General features: G+C 42.1%; 20 protein-coding genes. 4 read left to right on the top strand and 16 right to left on the bottom strand.

The genetic code is table 11. The features are described from left to right. Positions 1–28 precede the first annotated feature (28 nt). The 4 genes from K5Q58_RS11375 to nudE all read right to left on the bottom strand — a co-directional run bounded on the left by K5Q58_RS11375 (position 29) and on the right by nudE (position 4198). Positions 29–1909 (bottom strand): MFS transporter, encoded by a 1881-nt coding sequence (locus K5Q58_RS11375; protein ID WP_220754046.1) that lies wholly within the window; start codon positions 1907–1909, stop codon positions 29–31. Beyond that, positions 1900–2556 carry a TetR/AcrR family transcriptional regulator gene (locus K5Q58_RS11370; protein WP_220754045.1) on the bottom strand — a complete coding sequence of 219 codons (657 nt, stop codon included), beginning with the start codon at positions 2554–2556 and terminating at the stop codon, positions 1900–1902. The genes K5Q58_RS11375 and K5Q58_RS11370 overlap by 10 nt, the downstream gene beginning before the upstream one ends. 172 nt (positions 2557–2728) lie before the next feature. Continuing rightward, complete coding sequence (gene cysQ / locus K5Q58_RS11365; RefSeq protein WP_220754044.1) at positions 2729–3538, bottom strand: 3'(2'),5'-bisphosphate nucleotidase CysQ; 810 nt, start codon at positions 3536–3538, stop codon at positions 2729–2731. Positions 3539–3649: 111 nt separating this feature from the next. Next, on the bottom strand, positions 3650–4198 hold the full coding sequence (gene nudE / locus K5Q58_RS11360) for an ADP compounds hydrolase NudE (RefSeq protein WP_220754043.1): 549 nt from the start codon (positions 4196–4198) through the stop codon (positions 3650–3652). A gap of 79 nt (positions 4199–4277) precedes the next feature. Here nudE and yrfG point away from each other — a divergent pair, with 79 nt between their 5' ends. Next, entirely contained in the window at positions 4278–4943 is a 666-nt protein-coding gene (yrfG, locus tag K5Q58_RS11355; RefSeq protein ID WP_220754042.1) for a GMP/IMP nucleotidase, read from the top strand. A 95-nt stretch (positions 4944–5038) separates the two neighbouring features. On the opposite strand, the gene K5Q58_RS11350 is transcribed toward yrfG, so the two are convergent. The 12 genes from K5Q58_RS11350 to gspC all read right to left on the bottom strand — a co-directional run bounded on the left by K5Q58_RS11350 (position 5039) and on the right by gspC (position 16603). Then, positions 5039–5800, bottom strand: coding sequence for a type II secretion system protein N (locus K5Q58_RS11350; RefSeq protein WP_220754041.1), 762 nt, complete (start codon positions 5798–5800; stop codon positions 5039–5041). 12 nt (positions 5801–5812) lie between these two features. Then, entirely contained in the window at positions 5813–6289 is a 477-nt protein-coding gene (locus K5Q58_RS11345; RefSeq protein ID WP_220754040.1) for a type II secretion system protein M, read from the bottom strand. Position 6290: 1 nt separating this feature from the next. Then, complete coding sequence (gene gspL, locus K5Q58_RS11340) at positions 6291–7493, bottom strand: type II secretion system protein GspL (RefSeq protein WP_220754039.1); 1203 nt, start codon at positions 7491–7493, stop codon at positions 6291–6293. A gap of 63 nt (positions 7494–7556) precedes the next feature. Next, positions 7557–8558 (bottom strand): type II secretion system minor pseudopilin GspK, encoded by a 1002-nt coding sequence (gspK, locus tag K5Q58_RS11335; RefSeq protein ID WP_220754058.1) that lies wholly within the window; start codon positions 8556–8558, stop codon positions 7557–7559. Between the two features lie 9 nt (positions 8559–8567). Then, positions 8568–9284 carry a type II secretion system minor pseudopilin GspJ gene (gene gspJ / locus K5Q58_RS11330; RefSeq protein ID WP_220754038.1) on the bottom strand — a complete coding sequence of 239 codons (717 nt, stop codon included), beginning with the start codon at positions 9282–9284 and terminating at the stop codon, positions 8568–8570. Continuing rightward, on the bottom strand, positions 9265–9633 hold the full coding sequence (gspI, locus tag K5Q58_RS11325; protein ID WP_220754037.1) for a type II secretion system minor pseudopilin GspI: 369 nt from the start codon (positions 9631–9633) through the stop codon (positions 9265–9267). The genes gspJ and gspI overlap by 20 nt, the downstream gene beginning before the upstream one ends. Next, positions 9620–10195: a type II secretion system minor pseudopilin GspH gene (gene gspH, locus K5Q58_RS11320; protein ID WP_220754036.1), complete on the bottom strand. Its 576-nt coding sequence runs from the start codon at positions 10193–10195 to the stop codon at positions 9620–9622. Before gspH ends, gspI begins: the two co-directional genes overlap by 14 nt. Before the next feature lie 23 nt (positions 10196–10218). Then, positions 10219–10653: a type II secretion system major pseudopilin GspG gene (gene gspG / locus K5Q58_RS11315; RefSeq protein WP_055024201.1), complete on the bottom strand. Its 435-nt coding sequence runs from the start codon at positions 10651–10653 to the stop codon at positions 10219–10221. 65 nt (positions 10654–10718) lie between these two features. Further along, on the bottom strand, positions 10719–11942 hold the full coding sequence (gspF, locus tag K5Q58_RS11310; RefSeq protein WP_220754035.1) for a type II secretion system inner membrane protein GspF: 1224 nt from the start codon (positions 11940–11942) through the stop codon (positions 10719–10721). Positions 11943–11945: 3 nt separating this feature from the next. Then, complete coding sequence (gene gspE, locus K5Q58_RS11305) at positions 11946–13508, bottom strand: type II secretion system ATPase GspE (protein ID WP_220754034.1); 1563 nt, start codon at positions 13506–13508, stop codon at positions 11946–11948. Next, positions 13501–15657: a type II secretion system secretin GspD gene (gene gspD / locus K5Q58_RS11300; protein WP_220754033.1), complete on the bottom strand. Its 2157-nt coding sequence runs from the start codon at positions 15655–15657 to the stop codon at positions 13501–13503. Before gspD ends, gspE begins: the two co-directional genes overlap by 8 nt. Before the next feature lie 25 nt (positions 15658–15682). Continuing rightward, positions 15683–16603: a type II secretion system protein GspC gene (gspC, locus tag K5Q58_RS11295; protein WP_220754032.1), complete on the bottom strand. Its 921-nt coding sequence runs from the start codon at positions 16601–16603 to the stop codon at positions 15683–15685. Between the two features lie 247 nt (positions 16604–16850). On the opposite strand from gspC, the gene hslR reads away from it, so the two are divergent. From hslR to K5Q58_RS11280, 3 genes are all read left to right on the top strand, one after another. Further along, a complete protein-coding gene (gene hslR, locus K5Q58_RS11290) occupies positions 16851–17249 on the top strand; it encodes a ribosome-associated heat shock protein Hsp15 (protein ID WP_220754031.1) in 399 nt (132 codons plus the stop codon). Between the two features lie 32 nt (positions 17250–17281). Continuing rightward, positions 17282–18142: an Hsp33 family molecular chaperone HslO gene (hslO, locus tag K5Q58_RS11285; RefSeq protein ID WP_220754030.1), complete on the top strand. Its 861-nt coding sequence runs from the start codon at positions 17282–17284 to the stop codon at positions 18140–18142. 282 nt (positions 18143–18424) lie between these two features. Continuing rightward, positions 18425–19966 carry a phosphoenolpyruvate carboxykinase gene (locus tag K5Q58_RS11280; protein ID WP_220754029.1) on the top strand — a complete coding sequence of 514 codons (1542 nt, stop codon included), beginning with the start codon at positions 18425–18427 and terminating at the stop codon, positions 19964–19966. Positions 19967–20086 lie beyond the last annotated feature (120 nt).

The following is a 20086-nucleotide window of genomic DNA, read 5'->3' as shown; positions in this document are numbered from 1 at the left end:
ATAAAGCTAGTATTACCGCTAGATAAACCTAAAGGCTATTCTCAGCCGCTTGTTTCTCAAATATTTCACTAACACTTTTATGTAAGCCATGACGTCCTAGTGCAACACCATCAACAGCTTCAGCAATATTCACTTCTACTTTTGACCAGAAACGTTTCGGACGAGTGGTCAGTGCGTGCCCACCCTTATGGCTAAAATAAGACCCCCACAGGCCACTTAATGCCATAGGGATGACAGTAACAGGGTCACGCTTTAATATACGCTCAATCCCAGGTCTAAACTCAGCAATATCACCATCGACTGATAATCTGCCCTCAGGAAAAATACACACAAGCTCATCATTGTTCAGTGCGTGATGAATTTGCTCAAAAGCTTGCTCATAGGTTTGCTCACATTGCTTAGGCGAACAAATAGGAATAACGCCCGCATGACGAAACAAATACTTAAGCAAAGGGATTTCACTAATAGACTTATCCATAACAAAGCGAATTGGTCTTGTTGAAGCGCCCATAATAATCAATGCATCGACATAACTGACATGATTACACACAATCACCCCAGCACCTTGAGCGGGGATCCGCTCTCGGCCATTTACCTTTACCCGATACATGAAGTGACTTAATAAGTAACTGATAAAGCGCTGCGCAAATTCAGGTACTTGCGAGTACACATACACTGCTACCACGGTATTCATTGCAGCCAACAACAAGAACAAATCAGGGATACTCCATTCAAGCACCCCAAGTAATATTATCGATAGAATTGCCGCCACCACCATAAACAAAGCATTAATAATATTGTTAGCTGCAATCGCTTGAGCACATTCATCCTTTGCTGCGCGGGATTGAATAAAGGCGTATAGCGGCACAATGAATAAACCACCACTGAGACCAACCATAAATAAGTCGGCCATCACTCGAAAATGCTGCGGATCGCTAATAAAACTGCTGAAGCCATAAACAAAACTTAAATCTGCTGATGCAGGTGGAATAGCAAAAATTAAATCGACGCCAAATACCGTTAAACCTAGAACACCGAAAGGTAAAACACCTAACTCAACATGACCATATGACACGCGCTCACAAATCCACGAACCTACCGCAATACCAATAGAAAATAGTGCTAATAATAAAGACACCACAGTAGCATCGGCATGTAAGTGTAATTTGGCAAAGTTAGGAAACTGCGTTAGGTATGTCGCACCTAAAAACCAAAACCAGCTGATAGCTAGAATAGCCATCCAAATACCCGGTGTTTTTCTAACTTTAGCAATACTGCGCCACGTACCAGAAAACGGAGTGAAACGAATCTTGTCAATTTTTCCTTGAGGCGGCAACGCAGGTATCGCACGACTCGACAGGTAACCAATTGCCGACAACGTCACTACAATCGTCGCAGCGCCAACTAAACTGTGGTCACTTGCTACGATCAATCCGGCAGATAATGTGCCGACTAAAATTGAGATAAAGGTCCCCATTTCTACCCAAGCATTACCAGTGACTAGCTCACTCTCTTTAAGTGTTTGCGGTAATAACGAATATTTTACTGGGCCAAAATAAGCAGACTGACTACCCATCATAAATAACAGCAATAACATCACTAAGTAGCTCTGGGATAAAATTGCGACTGCTGCGCAGGACATAATAATCAGTTCAAGTAATTTTAGCCTGCGGATCAGCATTGCTTTATCCATGTTATCGGCAACCATTCCTGCATGAGCTGAAAACAAAAAGAACGGCAGAATAAATACTCCAGCTGCGAGGTTTACAAACATGTTCACGCTAATCGGTAGTTCACTGACTTGGCTATAAGTCACTAGCAGTAGTAATACATTTTTATAGATATTGTCGTTCAATGCCCCTAAGCACTGAGTGACGAAATAAGGTAAAAATCGCTTAGTTAACAACATGAAGAATCCTTTTCTTGTGCCATGCCTAATAAATATCCATGAACATGACTACTGAGCATGGCGGGTAACGCTGCTTGTTCAGTAAATAATTTTCCATCTATAGCAAGACAGGTTAAACCGTGGATCCCGCCCCACAACACTCTACTCATCAAAATAATATCCGCTTGATTGGCTGAAACAAAAAGCAGCTTTAACTGCTCAGCAATTAAATTAAATAGCCTATCAATAGCAAGCTGATGATTTGATGACAGTTCTATTCCTTCAGGCGCAGACAGTTCAAAAACAAGTTTAAAACATGCAGGATGCTCATGAGCAAACTGAAAGTACTGATGCGCCATCAGCTCAATTAACTTTTGAGGCTGAACGTTGTCGATTGAGCTAATTGTGAGTTCACTAGCTGAATGACTATTATTCACCGAAGCAGATAAATAGTGATATAAATTCGTCAGTACTTGTTCTGATACTGATAACAACAATTGTTGATAGCTACCAAAAATATTTATCAAGGTGCTAGGTGCATAACCTATTTGTGCCGCGACCTTACGAAGGCTTAAGCTTTCAAGCTTGGCGGTTTGTAAGTATTCCATTACTGATTTAATGGCCATACCATGAATCTCACCATGGGTATGCTCTTTCCTTCTTGCCATCAGATTGCCCTATTGCATGTTTAAGTGTGTCTAACCTAACAACAAACAAAATAAAAAACAATGTTCACAATAAGTTTATTTTTCGTCAGTAACTCAATATATCCAAAATGGAGATACAAAAAAGCCCTCAACAGAGGGCTTAGTGTTATTAGCGAATTAATCAGCTAATCAATTAATTAGTAAGAATGTCATCCCAGGCTAAACTTGGACTACCTACAACAATAAAGTTAGGGTTTTCTAATGTTTCTCGCTCGTTATAGCTCATTGGCTGCAGGTTAATATCCATCAGTGAGCCTCCAGCTTCTTCTAAAATAATCTGTGCAGCACCAGTATCCCATTCTCCTGTCGGCCCAAGGCGAACATAACAATCAGCTCTTCCTTCTGCCACTAAACAGCTTTTCAAAGCCGCGCCACCTAAAACAACTAACTCACAGCTCTTAGGATGACTTAATAATTTCAGTACCGATTGAGGATCTTGTCGACGACTTACCGCCAACTTCAAGCCGGACTCTTCAATATTCTCAATCTGTCTACTGGTAATACGCACTTCATTTTTACTGTCACGCTTATATGCACCTAAACCTGCTATGGCGTAGTAACACACTTTAGTCATTGGCACATATACCACCCCCATTAAAGGTCGGTTGTGTTCAACCAATGCAATAATGACAGAGAAGTCACCACTACCGGCAATAAATTCACCAGTGCCATCTAGCGGATCTACTAGCCAATATCGTTGCCATTCGGCACGCTCAGAAAAAGGGATATCAGCAGCTTCTTCACTCAGAATTGGAATATCAGGGGTCAATGCAGCAAGGCCTGCACAAATGATCTCATTGGCAGCCAGATCTGCAGAAGTCACCGGCGTATTATCTGATTTAATTTCTCGATCAAAATCGCCTTTGACATAAATGTCACGAATTTTTTGACCTGCCTCAATGGCAATTGTGATGACTTGTTCAATAACTTCTTCTGGCTTCATAACGACTCCAATCGCCAAATAATACGCTGAATACTGTCAAGTTAGACCAAATTAAGGCTTTTTTGTAGTTAACTTAGGCTAATATTTTGTTTTTATTTTAATTTATAACGACTATTTTGCTAAAAACTGCTGTGCAAGAAATAATGCACTAACACTTCTCGACTCCGAAAAATCATCATTATCGAGTAAAGTTTGCCATTGTTCTAACGGATAAGGGATAACTTCTATTGGCTCAGGTTCATCGCCTTCAAGCGTGCTTTCATACAAATCTTCTGCGATGAAGATCTGCATTTTACTGGCAAAATAACCCGGGGCTAGACTCAGCTCTTTTAATAAAGTCAGCTTATTACTGGCAAAACCGATTTCTTCTTGAAGTTCACGATTAGCCGCTTCAATGGCTTCTTCCCCAGGGTCAATTAAGCCTTTAGGAAAACCCAGTTCGTAATTATCTGTGCCTGCCGCATACTCTTTGGCTAACAACAACTTGCCTTTATGCACCGGAACAATCATTACCGCACCACGACTGGCACCACTCATTCGTTCGTATTGACGTTCAACACCATTTGAAAACTTAAGGTGAAGTTGTTCAACTTGAAACAAGCGACTTTTCGCAACAATCTCACGATGTAATATTTCAGGCTTTTTGTGCCGAGTTGTCATTAAGACCTCATATATGACGAATTTCGTTAGACAAGTTACAATCTTACTACCCTAGCTATATTCTACAACTGGAATTTTCATGTTTCCTTGGCATAAGATAGACACGGTTTTACTCGATATGGATGGCACTTTGCTTGATTTGCACTTCGATAACCATTTTTGGTTAACTTTAGTGCCACAGCAACTTAGTCAACAAAGACAGATTTCAGTGGCTGAAGCACAGCAACTAGTCGAGCAGTCATACCATAAAGTGGAAGGGACGCTAGATTGGTATTGCATTGACTATTGGCAACAGCAACTTGGATTAGACATTTTAACCCTGCACTACTCCCTTGTTGAGCGGATTCAAATGCGTCAAGACAGTATGCCTTTTTTACAGGCACTTCATCGTGCAGGTAAACAGCGGATCTTATTGACCAACGCACATCCTAAAAGCCTGGAGTTAAAACTCGCCCATACCGATTTAGGTCATGGCTTAGATGCCACCTTCTCAAGTCATGAAACAGGTTACCCTAAAGAACACCCGTTATTTTGGCAGCAGGCGATTAAACAATTTAATTTAGATCCAAGCCGCTGCTTATTTGTTGATGATAATGAGCATATTCTTGAGGCTTCAAAAAAGGCAGGGATTGGTTTTCAGTTGGGTATTTCAAACCCCGATAGCCGAAAGCCCCATAAGGACTTTTTTGACTTCCCAGCCATTCACGATTATCAAATGCTACATCAGGATTTATTGGGTGGTTAACCCCGAAGCTAAGACATACTTTCAACGCTTAAGATCAAAAAAGGGCATGTTATCAACATGCCCTTTTCATTAAATTACAACTTAAGCTGATTCAGTTATAACCCTGGGATCACCCCATTATAATTAATTGGGTAATAGCCTTGGCTATCTTGTTTACCCAAAAATGATAATGCTTGAGTCAAATCTTCTGGTTGTTCTGGTGTTGGCTTAATTTTAGCACTAACTGAAAAACGATTATTCTCGCCAAGAGATGCCGTGCCTTCAATGCCCATCGTGTTCATTGAGTCATCGGTATTCAATTGCACCATGCCATCAATACAACTTAGCCCTAAAGCAATATCGCCAAGTGGATATTCACCAAACTGATTTTTTACATCAATACTATTTAAAAATAGTTTGCCAGAGAGTTGCTCACACCAAGGTTCACCTTGCTCAAGACGCTCAACTATCAAACTCACATCACCACCGACTTTCGTTCTGAATGGTAAGCGAGCATTACCTAATAAAAATTGATTAGGCGCTTCAAAACGTAAATTGTCTGCCGAAATACCTGACAGTGACCAACTAATATCACCTTGGCCACTAACTGCAGTCGCGCGGCTACCTATTTGCAAATCGACATTAGCGGTACCGATGAGTAACGCCCACGGGTTTAAATCCCATTTAACTTGCTCAATCAGGCGGCGATCAATAGATACAAGATCCGCACTGCCTTGCCACAAAGTCCCCGTAACACCACTTATTTTGATGTTATTTGGTAATGGCGCAATGCCCACTACCCAATTTGCAGGAATATAAACCACCATGAAAATAAGGTAGATAAATACGCCAATGATAATTTTCTTAATCAAACTCACTACAATACCTGCTTACTTAGACAGTTGAATACGACGTACTTTGACGAAACCTGCGATATCCGACTCAGATAAATCGACACTTTCCAGTGTTAAGCCTTTCTCTTCTACAAGTTCGTGTAAATAATTTAATAAACTGTCAAACGGTACATCATCCATCCACAATTGAATTTTATCTCCTTGTGGCTGCATACGAGTAATTTCTAACTTATATTGACCCGCTAACTGATTCACAACAGAACTCAAACTACCACTCGATGTAGGTCTTGAGCCTGACTGTTTCAAACCTGCAATTTTATTCGCCGTTTGCTTTACATAGTTTAGCGTTTGTAATTCTGATTGGTGTCTCATCTCAGCATCTTCAGCGGCTTGAGAAATTGGACTCCAAATGCCCCAATATAAAATACCGATAATCACAAACACACCACAACTGGCAACCAATTGTTGCTCACGTAGGGCTAAGCCTTTCCACCAGGTCTGCAAATTTTCCATCTTATTTGCCTCTCAATGTCAGGGTAGTGTTCACTTCATCTTCACCGCTATTAATCGCACCCATGTCTAAGTCATAACGTGCTTCAACTAACTCTTTAAACTTATCGACTTGATCATAAGTCTTAGCAGTCACCTGCATACGAAGTTCGTTACGGTTGGCATCAAAACGCAAAGAGTTAGGTTTTAAATCTGGGACTTGTTCAAATGAACCGCGTAAGCCATCTAGCATTTCAAAAAATGCAGCTCCACCGCCTTGACCTTGCATACTCCGCAGTTGCGAGTCCATTTGACTTCGAATATTGACGATACGATTCACGCTAGGAATAACCCGCTTAAAGATAGCTTCACTTTGTTGTTTAACTTCAGCAGTCTGATTTTCCAATTGATGTATAGTCAGCCCTTTATTAACCAAAGAAAGCACAATCGCGACAGCAGCAATAATCGCGACATTTTTCCAAAGCATTAAATGCTTACTGTATTCCCGCTTAGGTAAATACACACCACTTAATAAGTTAATTGGCGCTTGTAAGATACCTTTAGCTAAAACCATCATAGGTAAATCGAGTGGTTTAGGCTCGACTTCAGCATCCATAAAGACTAAGTCTTCACTGTAGGCTGCAATATTTAAAGGCGCTTCATCTTGTTGCTTTTCAGGCATCAATTGCGGCAACGCAAAGTCTAACCATGTTTTTGGTAAGCTAACGCCACTTCCTTCGCCAGTTCTTAGCAGTAGTTCATCACCCATATCGAGGGCAGCCCAACGGCACTGCTCTAATGGCAAGGCTAAGCAGTCTGGCACAATACGTTTGACCTTAATGCCAGCATCCATCAACCATGACATCCAATCTTGCATTTGCTCATGAGCTACAGCAACAACATTAAGATGCTCTCCCTCTCTTGGGCCAACGACAAAATGCATATCTTCAACATTAGATGCGATAGTTTCTTCCAGCATAAATGGCAAAGCCTTTAATGCTTGGCGCTGATTCTTTTCAGGCAATTCAATTTGCGTCAATGTCATACTAGATGCAGGAACTAAAACATCAACCGGACGGTTGCCGGCACGCTCAGTTAAACTGGTTAAGCTTGCAGCATCACTTAACTCACCTGAGGCAATAATTTCTTGCTCCTGTTCTGACCACACTAGCCAAGAACAAGGGCTTTCTGATGTTTTTCCTAATCGGATAAAAAGCCGTTCAGACACTGTTATTCTCCACAAGCTGCAACAGCTGTATTGCTAATTGCAGCGGGTTGTTTCGCTTATTCATTATTGTTGCCCGCCATATTGACGAGTCAGTACTTCGAAATTGGTACCGCTTCGCTGTAATACGCTGTCCATTCTAAAGGTTGCGTTATCGACTCTAGCTCCAGCTTTCAGTAAAAAGAAATTACTGTCGACGACTATGCTCGATTTCATATTGCTTTCAGTCGCTATGCTAGCAAGGGTATTATTTTCCCAAAACTCAGCAGCGGTTTCGAAACCATCTGCAGGCCTTTGGTTAATTAAACTTTCAGCATCACTTTGGCTGATTTTATTGTCTAACATGCCAACTAATAATGCAGCTTGTTCAACCTCAATGGTATTCACATTGAGCACTTGCTGATTATCACCAGGGATTGCACAAATATACGGTAATAATGTCATGTACACTTGCTGGTTGTATCCCATCACCGCTCTGAGTTCACTGCGATGATTCATCAATGTATTGGCTGTACGATACGGCACATTGCGTGATTCGTACTCAGCATCTTCGGCGCCATAAGGCATTGATGTTGTATCGTCATCAAGATAGTCAATTAAGGTATGGGTCAGTCTTTCTGCGCCAAAATCATCCATACCTAAAGCGACTAGCAAAGCTTTATATTGGCTCGCGGCAAGCGTTAACTTGGGCTGCCCATTTTCTACTTCTGATGATGTCACCGATAAAGCGTTAATGTTAAAACAAGAACGCATATCCATAATTTCACCGCCGATTTCACCATACTCGGCAGGGAAAATAACATCGGCAAGAGCCCAGTATTGTTGAAGATGCACCGTACCGTCGCTATCTTCCATATCTTGTTTTAAGGTCTTTTTCGACAACTCTTCTGCCGACATCGCATACCAATAAGCTTGATCATATTGGGCTAAGTTCAATGTTCGACGCATCGACAGTTGATTACGGCTAGTAATATTAGTCGCGATGATCACGACCAAAGCAACAATAAGCAATACCACTAACAACGCCACCCCGCGCTGCTTGCGAATCCCGGGTAATTGATGTTTCATCATTTGTGATTACCCATCTTCTTTAGCTTCATCTGTTTCGTCGGTATTACCGCTGTCACCACTTCCACCTGAATTGTCTTCATCAGAGCTACTGTTAGTACTGCCGCCTTTTGGTAATAAGAAACGACGTTCAATAGTCCCTAAGCCTTCAATCTCAAGTTCCATCGCAATACCTAGTGGTAACGAAGAAGCATCCACTTTACGCTCCCACTTATCACCGACAAAGAAGGAATATTTAATATCAATCACATCTTCAATAATTAAACTTTTTAATGGTTCAGCACCGACTACTGGTTCAGGATAAGGATAATACCAACGCTCTAATCGGCCATCTTGAACAATATAAGCCACAGACTGTAGGCTGCCTCTGGGCAACATTCCATCAGGATTAAGCCAACCTAAGCGAAAAAACACCAATGCTTCGGTTTCTGAATCCAGCATATTATCACCAGTTTGAAATACTGAACTGGTTCGCTCTCCATCAAGTCCGCGTTGGGTTCTTGCTACGATTTGACCAAGGTCTCGCTCAATTACACCAAATCCCTGTTGCAAAGCTTTTAACCTTACAGAGAACTCTTTAGTGGCTTCATCATTTTTCATTACCGTTGACAGCACAGCATTAGCAGCCAGACCTATCATGGCAAAAATTGCAATTGAAATAAGCATTTCAAGCAAGGTAAAACCTGCTTGTTTACGTTGATTTAGGTCAGCCTGCGTTGTGAACATAACTACTCACTTGGGCAACAGTTCGGTTAAACCGATCTTCATCGCTGACTAAGACTCTAATCATTCTAAAATTGTCGTCGGTGGTTTTAACCACTTCCTGACGCCAATACCAATCTTTTCCCGCGAGCTCTACCTGACCATTTTTAGTGCCAAGTTCTGGGAATGTCTCTATTAATCTCGCTTCAACCATTTGATTACTTGCAACCCACTGGGCTAAGGTGCGCTCTTCCAATATAGGAAGATTAGCCATTTGGTCGCCTATACTTTTTGTGACTGCAACGGCTGCTATTGAAAACACCGCTAATGCAACGATGACTTCAAGCAAGGTCATGCCTTTACTGATCTTCATCGAAGCTTCCTATTGCTAGACGGCCCATGGCATCACCAACCACCAATACTTCAACTTCTTTACCGTTTTGGTCATCGGTTAAAAAGCTCAGTTCGAATGTCGTCATTTCGCCACTTGGGAACAAAAGTATTTGTGGTTCAGGGTTTTTCTTCTTGTCTTCTTTTGACTCATCAATCAATGGCTCATCGAACCATGATTCATCGTCTTCATCTTCTTGAACTAACGGCAAGCCATCGAGCAATAAGCTCAAACTGACGTCTTGTTCCATTTGTTGCGGAGCAAGTTGTCGGTCGCCAGTTAGTGGCTCCCACTTACCGTCTTTGTAGTAGACGAATTCGTACTCATCTTCTTCAACGACAATACCTAAAAATTGACCACTAAGAATGGTTTCTTCGATGACCAATTCGGTAGTTGCAATGAACTTTCTTGCCGTCTTTGTTAACGCTTGCTCAGGTCCCGATGTACCAGAAGTCATTGTGACTGCTGCGGCAGTTAAGCCCATCAGCAATGCCACAAGTAATACTTCTAATAGGGTGAACCCAGCTTGGCGTTTAAAGTTCATGATGCGTTTCAGCTAAACGACCATTACTGGAAGTTTTGAAGATTCCAGTTACCAATATCGTCTTCAGTACCCACTTGACCATCAGGACCCGCACTGAAAATATCAATACGGCCATTTTCACCAGGGCTTAATAGGTAGTAATCATTGCGCCAAGGATCCTGAGGCAAACGTTTTAGGTAACCATCTGGACGGTAGTTACGTGGCTCAGGAGACGATGTTGGTTTTTGCACTAATGCATCTAAACCTTGATCAGTTGTTGGATACACACTGTTATCAAGGCGGTACATGTCTAGCGCATTTTCTAAAGCAACAATGTCTGATACCGCTTTCTGTAAATCAGCTTTATCTTTGTTTCCCATAAGGTTAGGTACAACCATTGACGCTAAAATACCTAGAATCACGATAACAACCATGACTTCTAATAGGGTAAAACCACGTTGTTTACGATTGACTTGCATTGACGACTTCCTCCGGTGCACACCACTTAGTGCGTGACAAAAAATAATATCTACAACTCGTTGCGTTACCCGCTAATCAAGTTATTCAATTCTAAAATAGGTTGTAAAATAGCCATTACAATGAACAGTACGACTGATGCCATGCTCACAACCAGCATAGGCTCAAACACACCTAAGGCAATATTCACATTCGACTCAAATTCACTGTCTTGGTTATCAGCAGCACGTTCTAGCATTTGTTCTAACTGGCCACTTTTTTCACCTGATGCAATCATATAGAGCATCATTGGCGGGAAAAGTTTAGTATTTGTGAGAGCCGCGCCCAAACTCGTACCCTCACGTACTCTTGCTGTTGCATCATCAACGGCTGCACGTACCTTTACATTGAGTAGTACTTCACTTGCGATGCGCATGCCTTCTAGTAACGGCACCGAACTGGCAGATAAGATACTTAAAGTTCGTGCAAATCGAGCAGTATTAATCCCTTTACTTACCTTACCAATCACTGGTGCTTTTAACAGCCAAGTATCAAATAGCATTCTAAAGTTAGGCTTTTTCAGCATTTGCTTAAACAACACAAATGAGGCAAACAAGACACCTAGCACGACTAAACCATATGACTGCACAAAGTCTGACGCAAGAATCAAAAACTGGGTGGTACCGGGTAACTCTTGGCCCATATGTTCAAACTGGCCGACAACTTTTGGTACCACGGCAGCAAGCAAAACAGCAATAACGCCAATCGCAACCACTGTCAGTACGATTGGATAGATCATGGCTTGGGTGAGCTTTGACTTAAGTTGTTGACGACGTTCGGTGTAGTCAGCAAGACGATTTAATACCACTTCTAAATGGCCAGACTTTTCACCCGATGCCACCATTGCACGATATAAATCGTCAAAAACATGGGGATATTCAGCGAGTGAATCAGCGAAACTGTAACCTTCAACAACACGCGAACGTACCGCCATCACTAAGCTTGCAAGCCTGTCCTTTTCACACTGTTGACCGACAGCTTTTAACGACTCTTCAATCGGCAAGCCCGCTGCGACAAGTGTCGCTATCTGGCGAGTGATCAGCGCAAGTTCTGCGACCGAAATACCGCGTTGGAATAATTTTAAACCACCGCTTTTTGCTTTAGCTTCTTTTTCTGCAACAGGTTGCAGCTCAAGTGGCATTAGGCGCTGTTCGCGTAGTTGGCTGCGAGCGTGACGAGCAGTGTCTGCTTCTATGACACCTTTTTGCTGTTTGCCATTGGTATCAAGGGCTTTATATTCAAACGCTGCCATTGATTATTCCTCGCGTGTCACGCGCAGTACTTCTTCTAGGGTTGTAACGCCATCAAGTACTTTACTCATACCATCATGACGAATACTTGGGATTGTTTGACGCACGTATTTTTCAATCGCGAGTTCACCACGACCACCGTGGATCAATTCACGAACATTATCATCAACCACTAACAGTTCATGAATACCGGTACGGCCTCTATAGCCGTTATTACCACATTCTTTACAACCATTAGCGCGGTAAATTACTCGCGTATCATTGGCTGTAACACCAAGTAGTTCACGCTCACGTTCATCAGGTTCATGTGGGATCTTACACTCATTACATAAAGTACGAATAAGACGCTGCGCCAAAACCCCTAATAAACTTGAAGAAACAAGGAAAGGCTCAACACCCATATCTTGTAAACGTGTAATAGCACCTGAGGCGGTGTTGGTATGCAAGGTAGATATTACCAAGTGACCTGTTAACGAGGCTTGAACCGCAATTTGTGCGGTTTCTAAGTCACGGATTTCACCAATCATGACCACATCAGGATCTTGACGTAGAATCGCGCGTAAACCACGAGCAAAGCTCATATCGGCTTTCATGTTCACTTGCGTTTGACCGATACCTTCAAGTTCATACTCAATAGGATCTTCTACAGTCAAAATGTTAGTGTCTTTTGAGTTAATCTCAGTTAAGCCAGCATACAAGGTGGTACTTTTACCAGAACCTGTAGGACCTGTTACCAAGATAATACCGTGAGGCTTACGGATAATGGCATCAAACTGTTCACGGATAGCTAAGGTCATACCCAGCAATTTCAAATCGAGGTTACCGGTATTCTTATCCAGTAGACGCAACACAACACGTTCGCCATGACTTGATGGCATGGTTGATACACGCACATCGACTGCGCGACCTGCAATACGTAATGAAATACGGCCATCTTGAGGAACACGTTTTTCAGCAATATCCAAACGCGCCATCACTTTGATACGTGAAACAAGTAATGAAGACAGTTTACGATTCGGTTTTAAAACCTCTTTGAGTACACCATCAATACGGAAACGAACAATTAGTTGCTTCTCATAAGTCTCGATGTGAATATCAGAGGCTTCTTCTTTAATCGCTTCAGACAATAATGCATTAATTAATTTAATAATTGGTGCATCATCATCGCCTTCTAACAAGTCTTCAGTTTGCGGTAGTTCTTCAGCAAGAGTGAATAAATCCATCTCGTTGCCAATATCTTCCATCAACTGCTGTGCTTCTGAAGAATTGGCTTGGAAAGTTTGCGTTAGCTTTGCTTCAAACTCTTCAACAGGCAACTTACTCAGCACCAACTCTTCACCAGCATAACGACGAACTTCTAGCATCGCATCCAATGGCGTTTCACTGGTGTAATACAATTTTAGCGCGTCAGTTTCTTTAGCCAGAGCCAAATTAAAACGGTGGGAAAAAGCAAAAGGTAAGCGCTCACGACTGTTGGAATGGAAAACCTCATCATTGAGCTCTTCCGCTTCCAAACCTAAATCAGTGGACACTTGTGCCAATTGCTCAGTCATCTCTGCTTCACTCATTGGCATCGTCTTCTTGTTCAGCTTCTGCCGCTTTTTCAACGTCTTCTGCTGGTTGCTTATCTTTATCTTTACTCTCAGTAATGTGTCTTAGTGCTGGATCTGTTTCACGCATCTTAGTTTCTAAGTTTTTACCTTCTTTGTAACGATTAAGCACTTCGTTCACTTCATCAGGTAAATATGCATCTTGATCCCACTCTTCAAGAACAGGTACTTCACTGTCTGGCATTAGGTTAACGCCGCGTTCTTGCTGTTCTATTTGCAGTGCACGGAAGTAGTTATATTTACGCCCTGCAATACCTTCCATCGTAATGCCATCGCGAATAATCGTCGGCTTGATGAAAATCATTAGGTTTTTCTTTTTCACACCACTTGAAGATGACTTAAATAAATGACCAATAATTGGTAAGTCGCCTAGGAATGGAACTTTCTGAACCGACTCTTGAGTCTCTTCACTAATCAAACCACCTAGCACCACAATTTGACCTGAATCAGCCATTACTGTTGTAGTCAGTCGACGTGTAGCAAAGGTTACATCAACGCCCGTTTTACCATTAATGCCAGAGGTTTCTTGTTCAATGGTCAGTTTAACTGCGTTACCTTCGTTAACTTGTGGAACAACTTTTAGCTTCACGCCCACTTCTTTACGTTCAACCGTTTGGAATGGGTTGCTGTTACCATTACTTGAGTTTTGGCTACCAGTTAGAATTGGCACTTCATCACCTACGATGAATGAAGCTTCTTGGTTATCTAACGTTGTGATAGAAGGTGTAGCAAGTACATTTGATTTAGTATCGCTTGATACTGCTTGTACCAATGCGCCGAAGTCACCAGCAGCAATACCCCATGCCATACCATTCACTTTACCTAGCGCTGTAGCTAGTAGCGTGATATCACCATCAGTATCTGGGTTTTCTGTACAAGTACCATTCTCGGTACAAACAGTTGTCCCTTCTTGCCCTTGAGCTTCCCATACACCTGCGCCAATCTCACCAATGGTTGGGCCTAAGTTATTAAACTGGGTACCACCACCTGAAGCCGATGCCCATTGCACACCAAAGCCAACGTCATCACCTTCGGCGACTTCAACAATAATCGCTTCGACTAATACTTGTGCACGACGAATATCGAGCTGATTGACCACACTTTCAATTGTGCGCATTTGATCGGGTTCAGCACTAATCACTAAGGCATTAGTATCAAGATGCGCCATTATATTAATTTCTTTACGGCGTTTACTGCTACTTTGACCTGAATCTTGATCTGACTGTAATTGCTCAGCAAAACCGGTGAGCACTTCAACTAAATCTTCCGCTTTTGCGTAACGTAAATACCTTACTTTTGTATTACCTGTAGATGCTTGTTCAGCATCTAAACGTCTTACTAATTCAACCACACGTTGACGACTTTTTTCATCGCCACTCACAACCACAGAGTTAGTACGCTCATCAGCAACCACTTTAGGCGCTTGACCAGGCATCTGCGCTTGGTTAGCCGTTGAGCGATATAGAGTATCGATAATACGAACAATCTCACCGGCTGAGGCGTATTCAAGAGAAACAACCTGAACTTCAGTATCACCTTGTTTATCAACTCGGCGTACAATTTCTACTAATTTATTTACAACGGCTGCACGGCCAGAAATCATCAATACATTTGACGGGTCATAGTTAACAACATTACCGCCACCAGCATTATCATTTAGCTGACGCAATAGAGGCGCAAGCTGCTTAGCTTCAGTGTTATATAGGGCAACAATACGTGTAACCATCTCATCGCCTAAGCCCGGGCTACCATCATCAGCAACACGGATAGCAGCAGTTTTTGCATCTTTATCCTTAATCACTTTAATGACACGGTTTTCCATTTCGACAACGGCGTAGCCATACACTTGCAATACATTGAGGAAGAATTGGTAATACTGCTCATCGTCTAATAAATCGTAACTACGTACATTGATTTTTCCGCGTACAGTCGGATCCACGATGATAGTCTTATTGAGGTTTTTACCTACAATATTGATGAATTCTTGAATATCGGTGCCTTTAAAATTGGCAGCATATTGCTCCGACCAAGCTGCTTGAGATGCAAGCATTGCTATACCAGCAACCATCCCTGCTAATAACTTGCGTCGAATTCCATAACTCTTCATTATTTTCAATCCTCTACTGCCGGTACTATTCTGGCAAACTAAAAATTATTTCTACTAACTGTCCATCACGTTCAACCATGACGCCGATTTCTGTTAATTCTGGTAATTGCGCCATAACCTCTAATGATTGTCCCATGTCGGTTAAATCATATCCGTTAATGGATTTGGCTAAATCATTTGCTTTAAAACCTGCAGCCGCAAATAAAGTTCTATCTTTACCTGGGTTGAGGCGGTAGCCGCTGACACCTTCTGGCCCGCGAACTGGAGAGATGGCTAAGTAGTCGGTGAGTTTACTCGGATCTGCAAGCAGCTCATCACGAGAATCACTTAACTCTTGAGCAATTTGGGCATTCTGACGACGATCATCGCGCTGTACTGCGCGATCTTTCTTTGCCTGTTGCAAAGACTCGTTTGCTTGACTTTGAGTGGTATAGCTTAACCCGTCTAACATCAGGGTTTCATAGCGGCCAGCGTTAGTAATAATAATTCGGTCGGCATACACTTCTTTAAGTGATGCTGAAGTGCCCTTAATTTTGTCACCTAACCCATAAGTTTCTTGATTGCCTTTGGATTCAATGACAGCAAGACCATTAGTATCGGAAGTCGACGCCACTACACCCGTTAATAAAATCGACAGGTTGGTTTTAGGTGCATCGGTAATTTGTTCTACTGGAGCTGGTTTATTTGGTCGACCTTCAGCATTCGCGTCTTTTTCACCAAATAACGACAATTTCTGGACACTACTTAGCTCTACCCGCTTAGCACTTGCTACCGAAGTTGGCGAAGGTTGCCATGCAACCGCCTGAGAATTTACTGGCATTAACTTCCACGAAATCTGCGCAGTTAGTAAAAGCACAATCACTAATCCTAACCAAAATACAGCTGTGCTTAATGGCTTTTGGGGGATTCCCGCTGCCTTAGTTATAATTTTATCTAATACATCCATATTCGGCTTTGACCCTCTAGCAGGTCGCTGTTCTAATTCTGTTAATTTAGGAAATACTGCATCATGCTAACTCACCCAGCTTATTGCAACAAGCCCGCAGCATATGGATTGGCGAAATTGCACTAAATATGCTACATTTGCGCGCCTAAAAAGGCTGTGAGAAACGCCACGATATTAGGCTCTTTCCACCAATTTACATGTTAAAAATGTCAACGGTGTGAAGTCATACCACTTTTGGGGGTGTTAGATGAGCCAGACTCCATCTAAAACAGTCACAGTTAGACTCGATAAATGGTTATGGGCGGCACGTTTTTATAAAACACGCTCAATAGCTAAAGAGATGATCAATGGTGGAAAGGTGCATTATAACGGTCAACGGGCTAAATCTAGCAAACAAGCTGAGATTGGTGCCAAGATTCGTTTACGCCAAGGCCATGATGATAGGGAAATAATTATTGCTCAGTTGTCGGAACACCGACAAGGAGCTGCTGTAGCGCAAACGCTATATGAAGAAACAGCCGAAAGCATTAGCAAGAGAGCGTTTAATGCAGAAGCTAGACGTTTGAATATTTTGAATAATCCCGCCCCAGAAAATAAGCCGGATAAAAAACAACGTCGCCAACTCATTCGCTTTAAAGATCTATAACGATATTTACGGCACAACAAACGAGATTAAACATGAGCAAAGATATTTTACATCGCTACTTATTCGATAATGCCGATGTCCGTGGTGAAATGGTTCAACTTGATAAAAGCTATCAAGAAATTCTTTCAGCGCATGAATACCCAAAGGCGCTGCAATTGATTATGGGTCAGCTAATGGCTGCGACTTCATTATTAACTGCAACCATCAAGTTTACTGGTGATATCAGTGTGCAATTACAAGGTGACGGACCGGTTTCTGTTGCTGTGATTAATGGTACCAACTTACAAGCACTCCGCGGTGTAGCTCGCTGGAATGGTGAGTTTGCTGATGGTGCATCACTAACTGATTTATTCGGCAAAGGTGTCATGGTAATTACTTTGACTCCTGATGAAGGTGAGCGATACCAAGGTATCGTGTCATTAGATCATGAAAACTTAGCAGCCTGCTTAGAAGAGTACTTTAATCAGTCAGAACAATTGCCGACACATATTTCGTTATTTGCTGATGGTAAGCAAGCAGCGGGAATGCTACTGCAAGTGTTGCCAACTAAAACTGAAGAAAATGAAGACTTCAATCACTTATTGGCACTAACTGAAACCATTAAACAAGAAGAGTTGTTCACGTTATCTGCCGAAGATATTTTGCACCGCCTTTATCATCAAGAAGATGTACGTCTATTTGACCCTGTAGAGGTTAGCTTCAAATGTACTTGCTCAAGAGAGCGAAGCGCCAAAGCACTTACAACAATTGACCAGAGTGAAGTTGAAGAAATTCTTGCAGAAGAAGGTAAGATTGAAATGGGCTGTGAATACTGCCCTAAAATGTATACCTTCGACAGTATCGATATTGCCGCAATTTATGCCGGTAACTTAGACGCTGGCCAACAGCAGTAACTGATCGATATAACATACAAACTTTCATAAAAAAGCGCCTTTGGCGCTTTTTTTATGTAAAAAATCTATCTTAAAACTAAAAAATTGGGTTAACTTACAAAAAAGTTACCAAACTGTTAGTTACCTGTATTGTTTATTACGTTACAATCACTGAACACAGGCATTGCTAATTTAGCGTTAACCTAAGCATATGTCTCTGAGCAAGCGATAACGTAAGTCATCCCAAACTATAAATCGGCAATATAGACCGATAAACGACCTATTAAAACGGAGAAGCACCCGATGACAGATGGAACAAACAGCGTACACTTCAACCTTACTAGCGCTGAGTTAATTGAACTTGCTTTACAACGTAATGAAGGGCAGTTAACCGCAAATGGCGCATTAGTCGCGAAAACTGGCGAGCGTACAGGACGCTCTCCCAATGACCGTTTTATTGTTCAAGAAGCTAATACCCAAGATGAAATTGATTGGGGTTCGGTCAACAAAGGCATTGCGGCAGATACCTTTGATGCTCTTTGGGGGCGTGTTGAAGCCTATCTATCTGAAAAGGATATATTTGTTTCTGAACTTGAAGTCGGTGCTGACGATGCGCACTACCTTCCTGTACGTGTTACAACTGAATATGCTTGGCATCAAGTGTTTGCTCGCAACTTATTTATCACCCCTGAACAATTTAACCGTGGTGATAAAGACGTTTGGCAAATCATGAATGCCCCAGAGTTTGTCTGTGACCCTGCCCGTGATGGCACACACTCTGATGCTGTCGTAATGATCAACTTCGAAGCTAAAAAAGTCCTACTTGCGGGACTTAAATATGCTGGCGAAATGAAAAAATCGATGTTCTCTGTACAAAACTTTTTGTTGCCAGCCAAAGGCGTACTGCCGATGCATTGTTCTGCAAACGTAGGCAATGACGGCGATACCACTCTATTCTTCGGCTTATCAGGCACTGGTAAAACAACTTTATCTGCTGACCCAAAACGTTTTCTAATTGGCGATGATGAGCATGGCTGGGCACCTGGCGGCGTATTTAATATCGAAGGCGGCTGTTATGCAAAATGTATCGACTTAAGCCAAAAGAACGAACCAGTTATCTGGGATGCAATTCGTTTTGGTACTGTGCTTGAGAATGTCATGCTTGATGAAAGGCGCGTTCCTGATTACAGCAATACCACATTGACAGAAAACAGCCGAGCAGCTTACCCACTTGAGCATATTGCCCAGCGTAAAGAAGAAAACCGTGGCGCTGAACCCAACTCAGTAGTGTTTTTAACTTGTGATGTATCTGGTGTTTTACCGCCGGTTTCTGTCCTCACAAAAGAACAAGCTGCTTACCATTTCTTATCTGGCTACACTGCAAAAGTGGGTTCGACAGAAATGGGCTCAACTTCAGCGATTCAATCAACCTTCTCTACTTGTTTTGGTGCGCCGTTCTTCCCTCGCCCAGCAGGTGTATATGCTGAGCTATTAATGAAGCGTATTGAGTCATTTGGTAGCCGAGTTTATTTAGTCAACACAGGTTGGACTGGTGGCCCTCACGGAGTCGGTAAGCGTTTTGATATTCCTACTACTCGTGCAATTGTCGATGCGATTGTTAGCGGTGAACTAAAAGATGTTGAAACACAACATATTGATAAACTTAACTTAGCAGTACCCGTTGCGGTTTCAGGTGTTGATACTCAACTTCTTAACCCAGTAAATACTTGGGCTGATAAAAATGAGTATGCCAAATACGCCCAGCAATTAGCTGAAGAGTTCACTGCAAACTTTGCTAAGTATCAGGTGTCTGATGCAATCAAAGCTGCGGGTCCAAACAGCTAAGTTTGTAATACTACATTCAGCGTAAATATATTGCTGCTTACCTTAAAAGCCTCAAACGACATTGAGGCTTTTTTTATTACCAGTCAAAAAATTAGCTTTGTTACATTTTAAAACGCCATA

Origin of the sequence: Shewanella sp. KT0246 (assembly GCF_019654955.1) — a bacterium.
Classification (GTDB): Bacteria; Pseudomonadota; Gammaproteobacteria; order Enterobacterales; family Shewanellaceae; genus Shewanella; species Shewanella goraebulensis.
The sequence above is the reverse complement of the archived record's forward strand: the minus strand, read 5'-3'. Positions and strand labels throughout refer to the sequence as shown.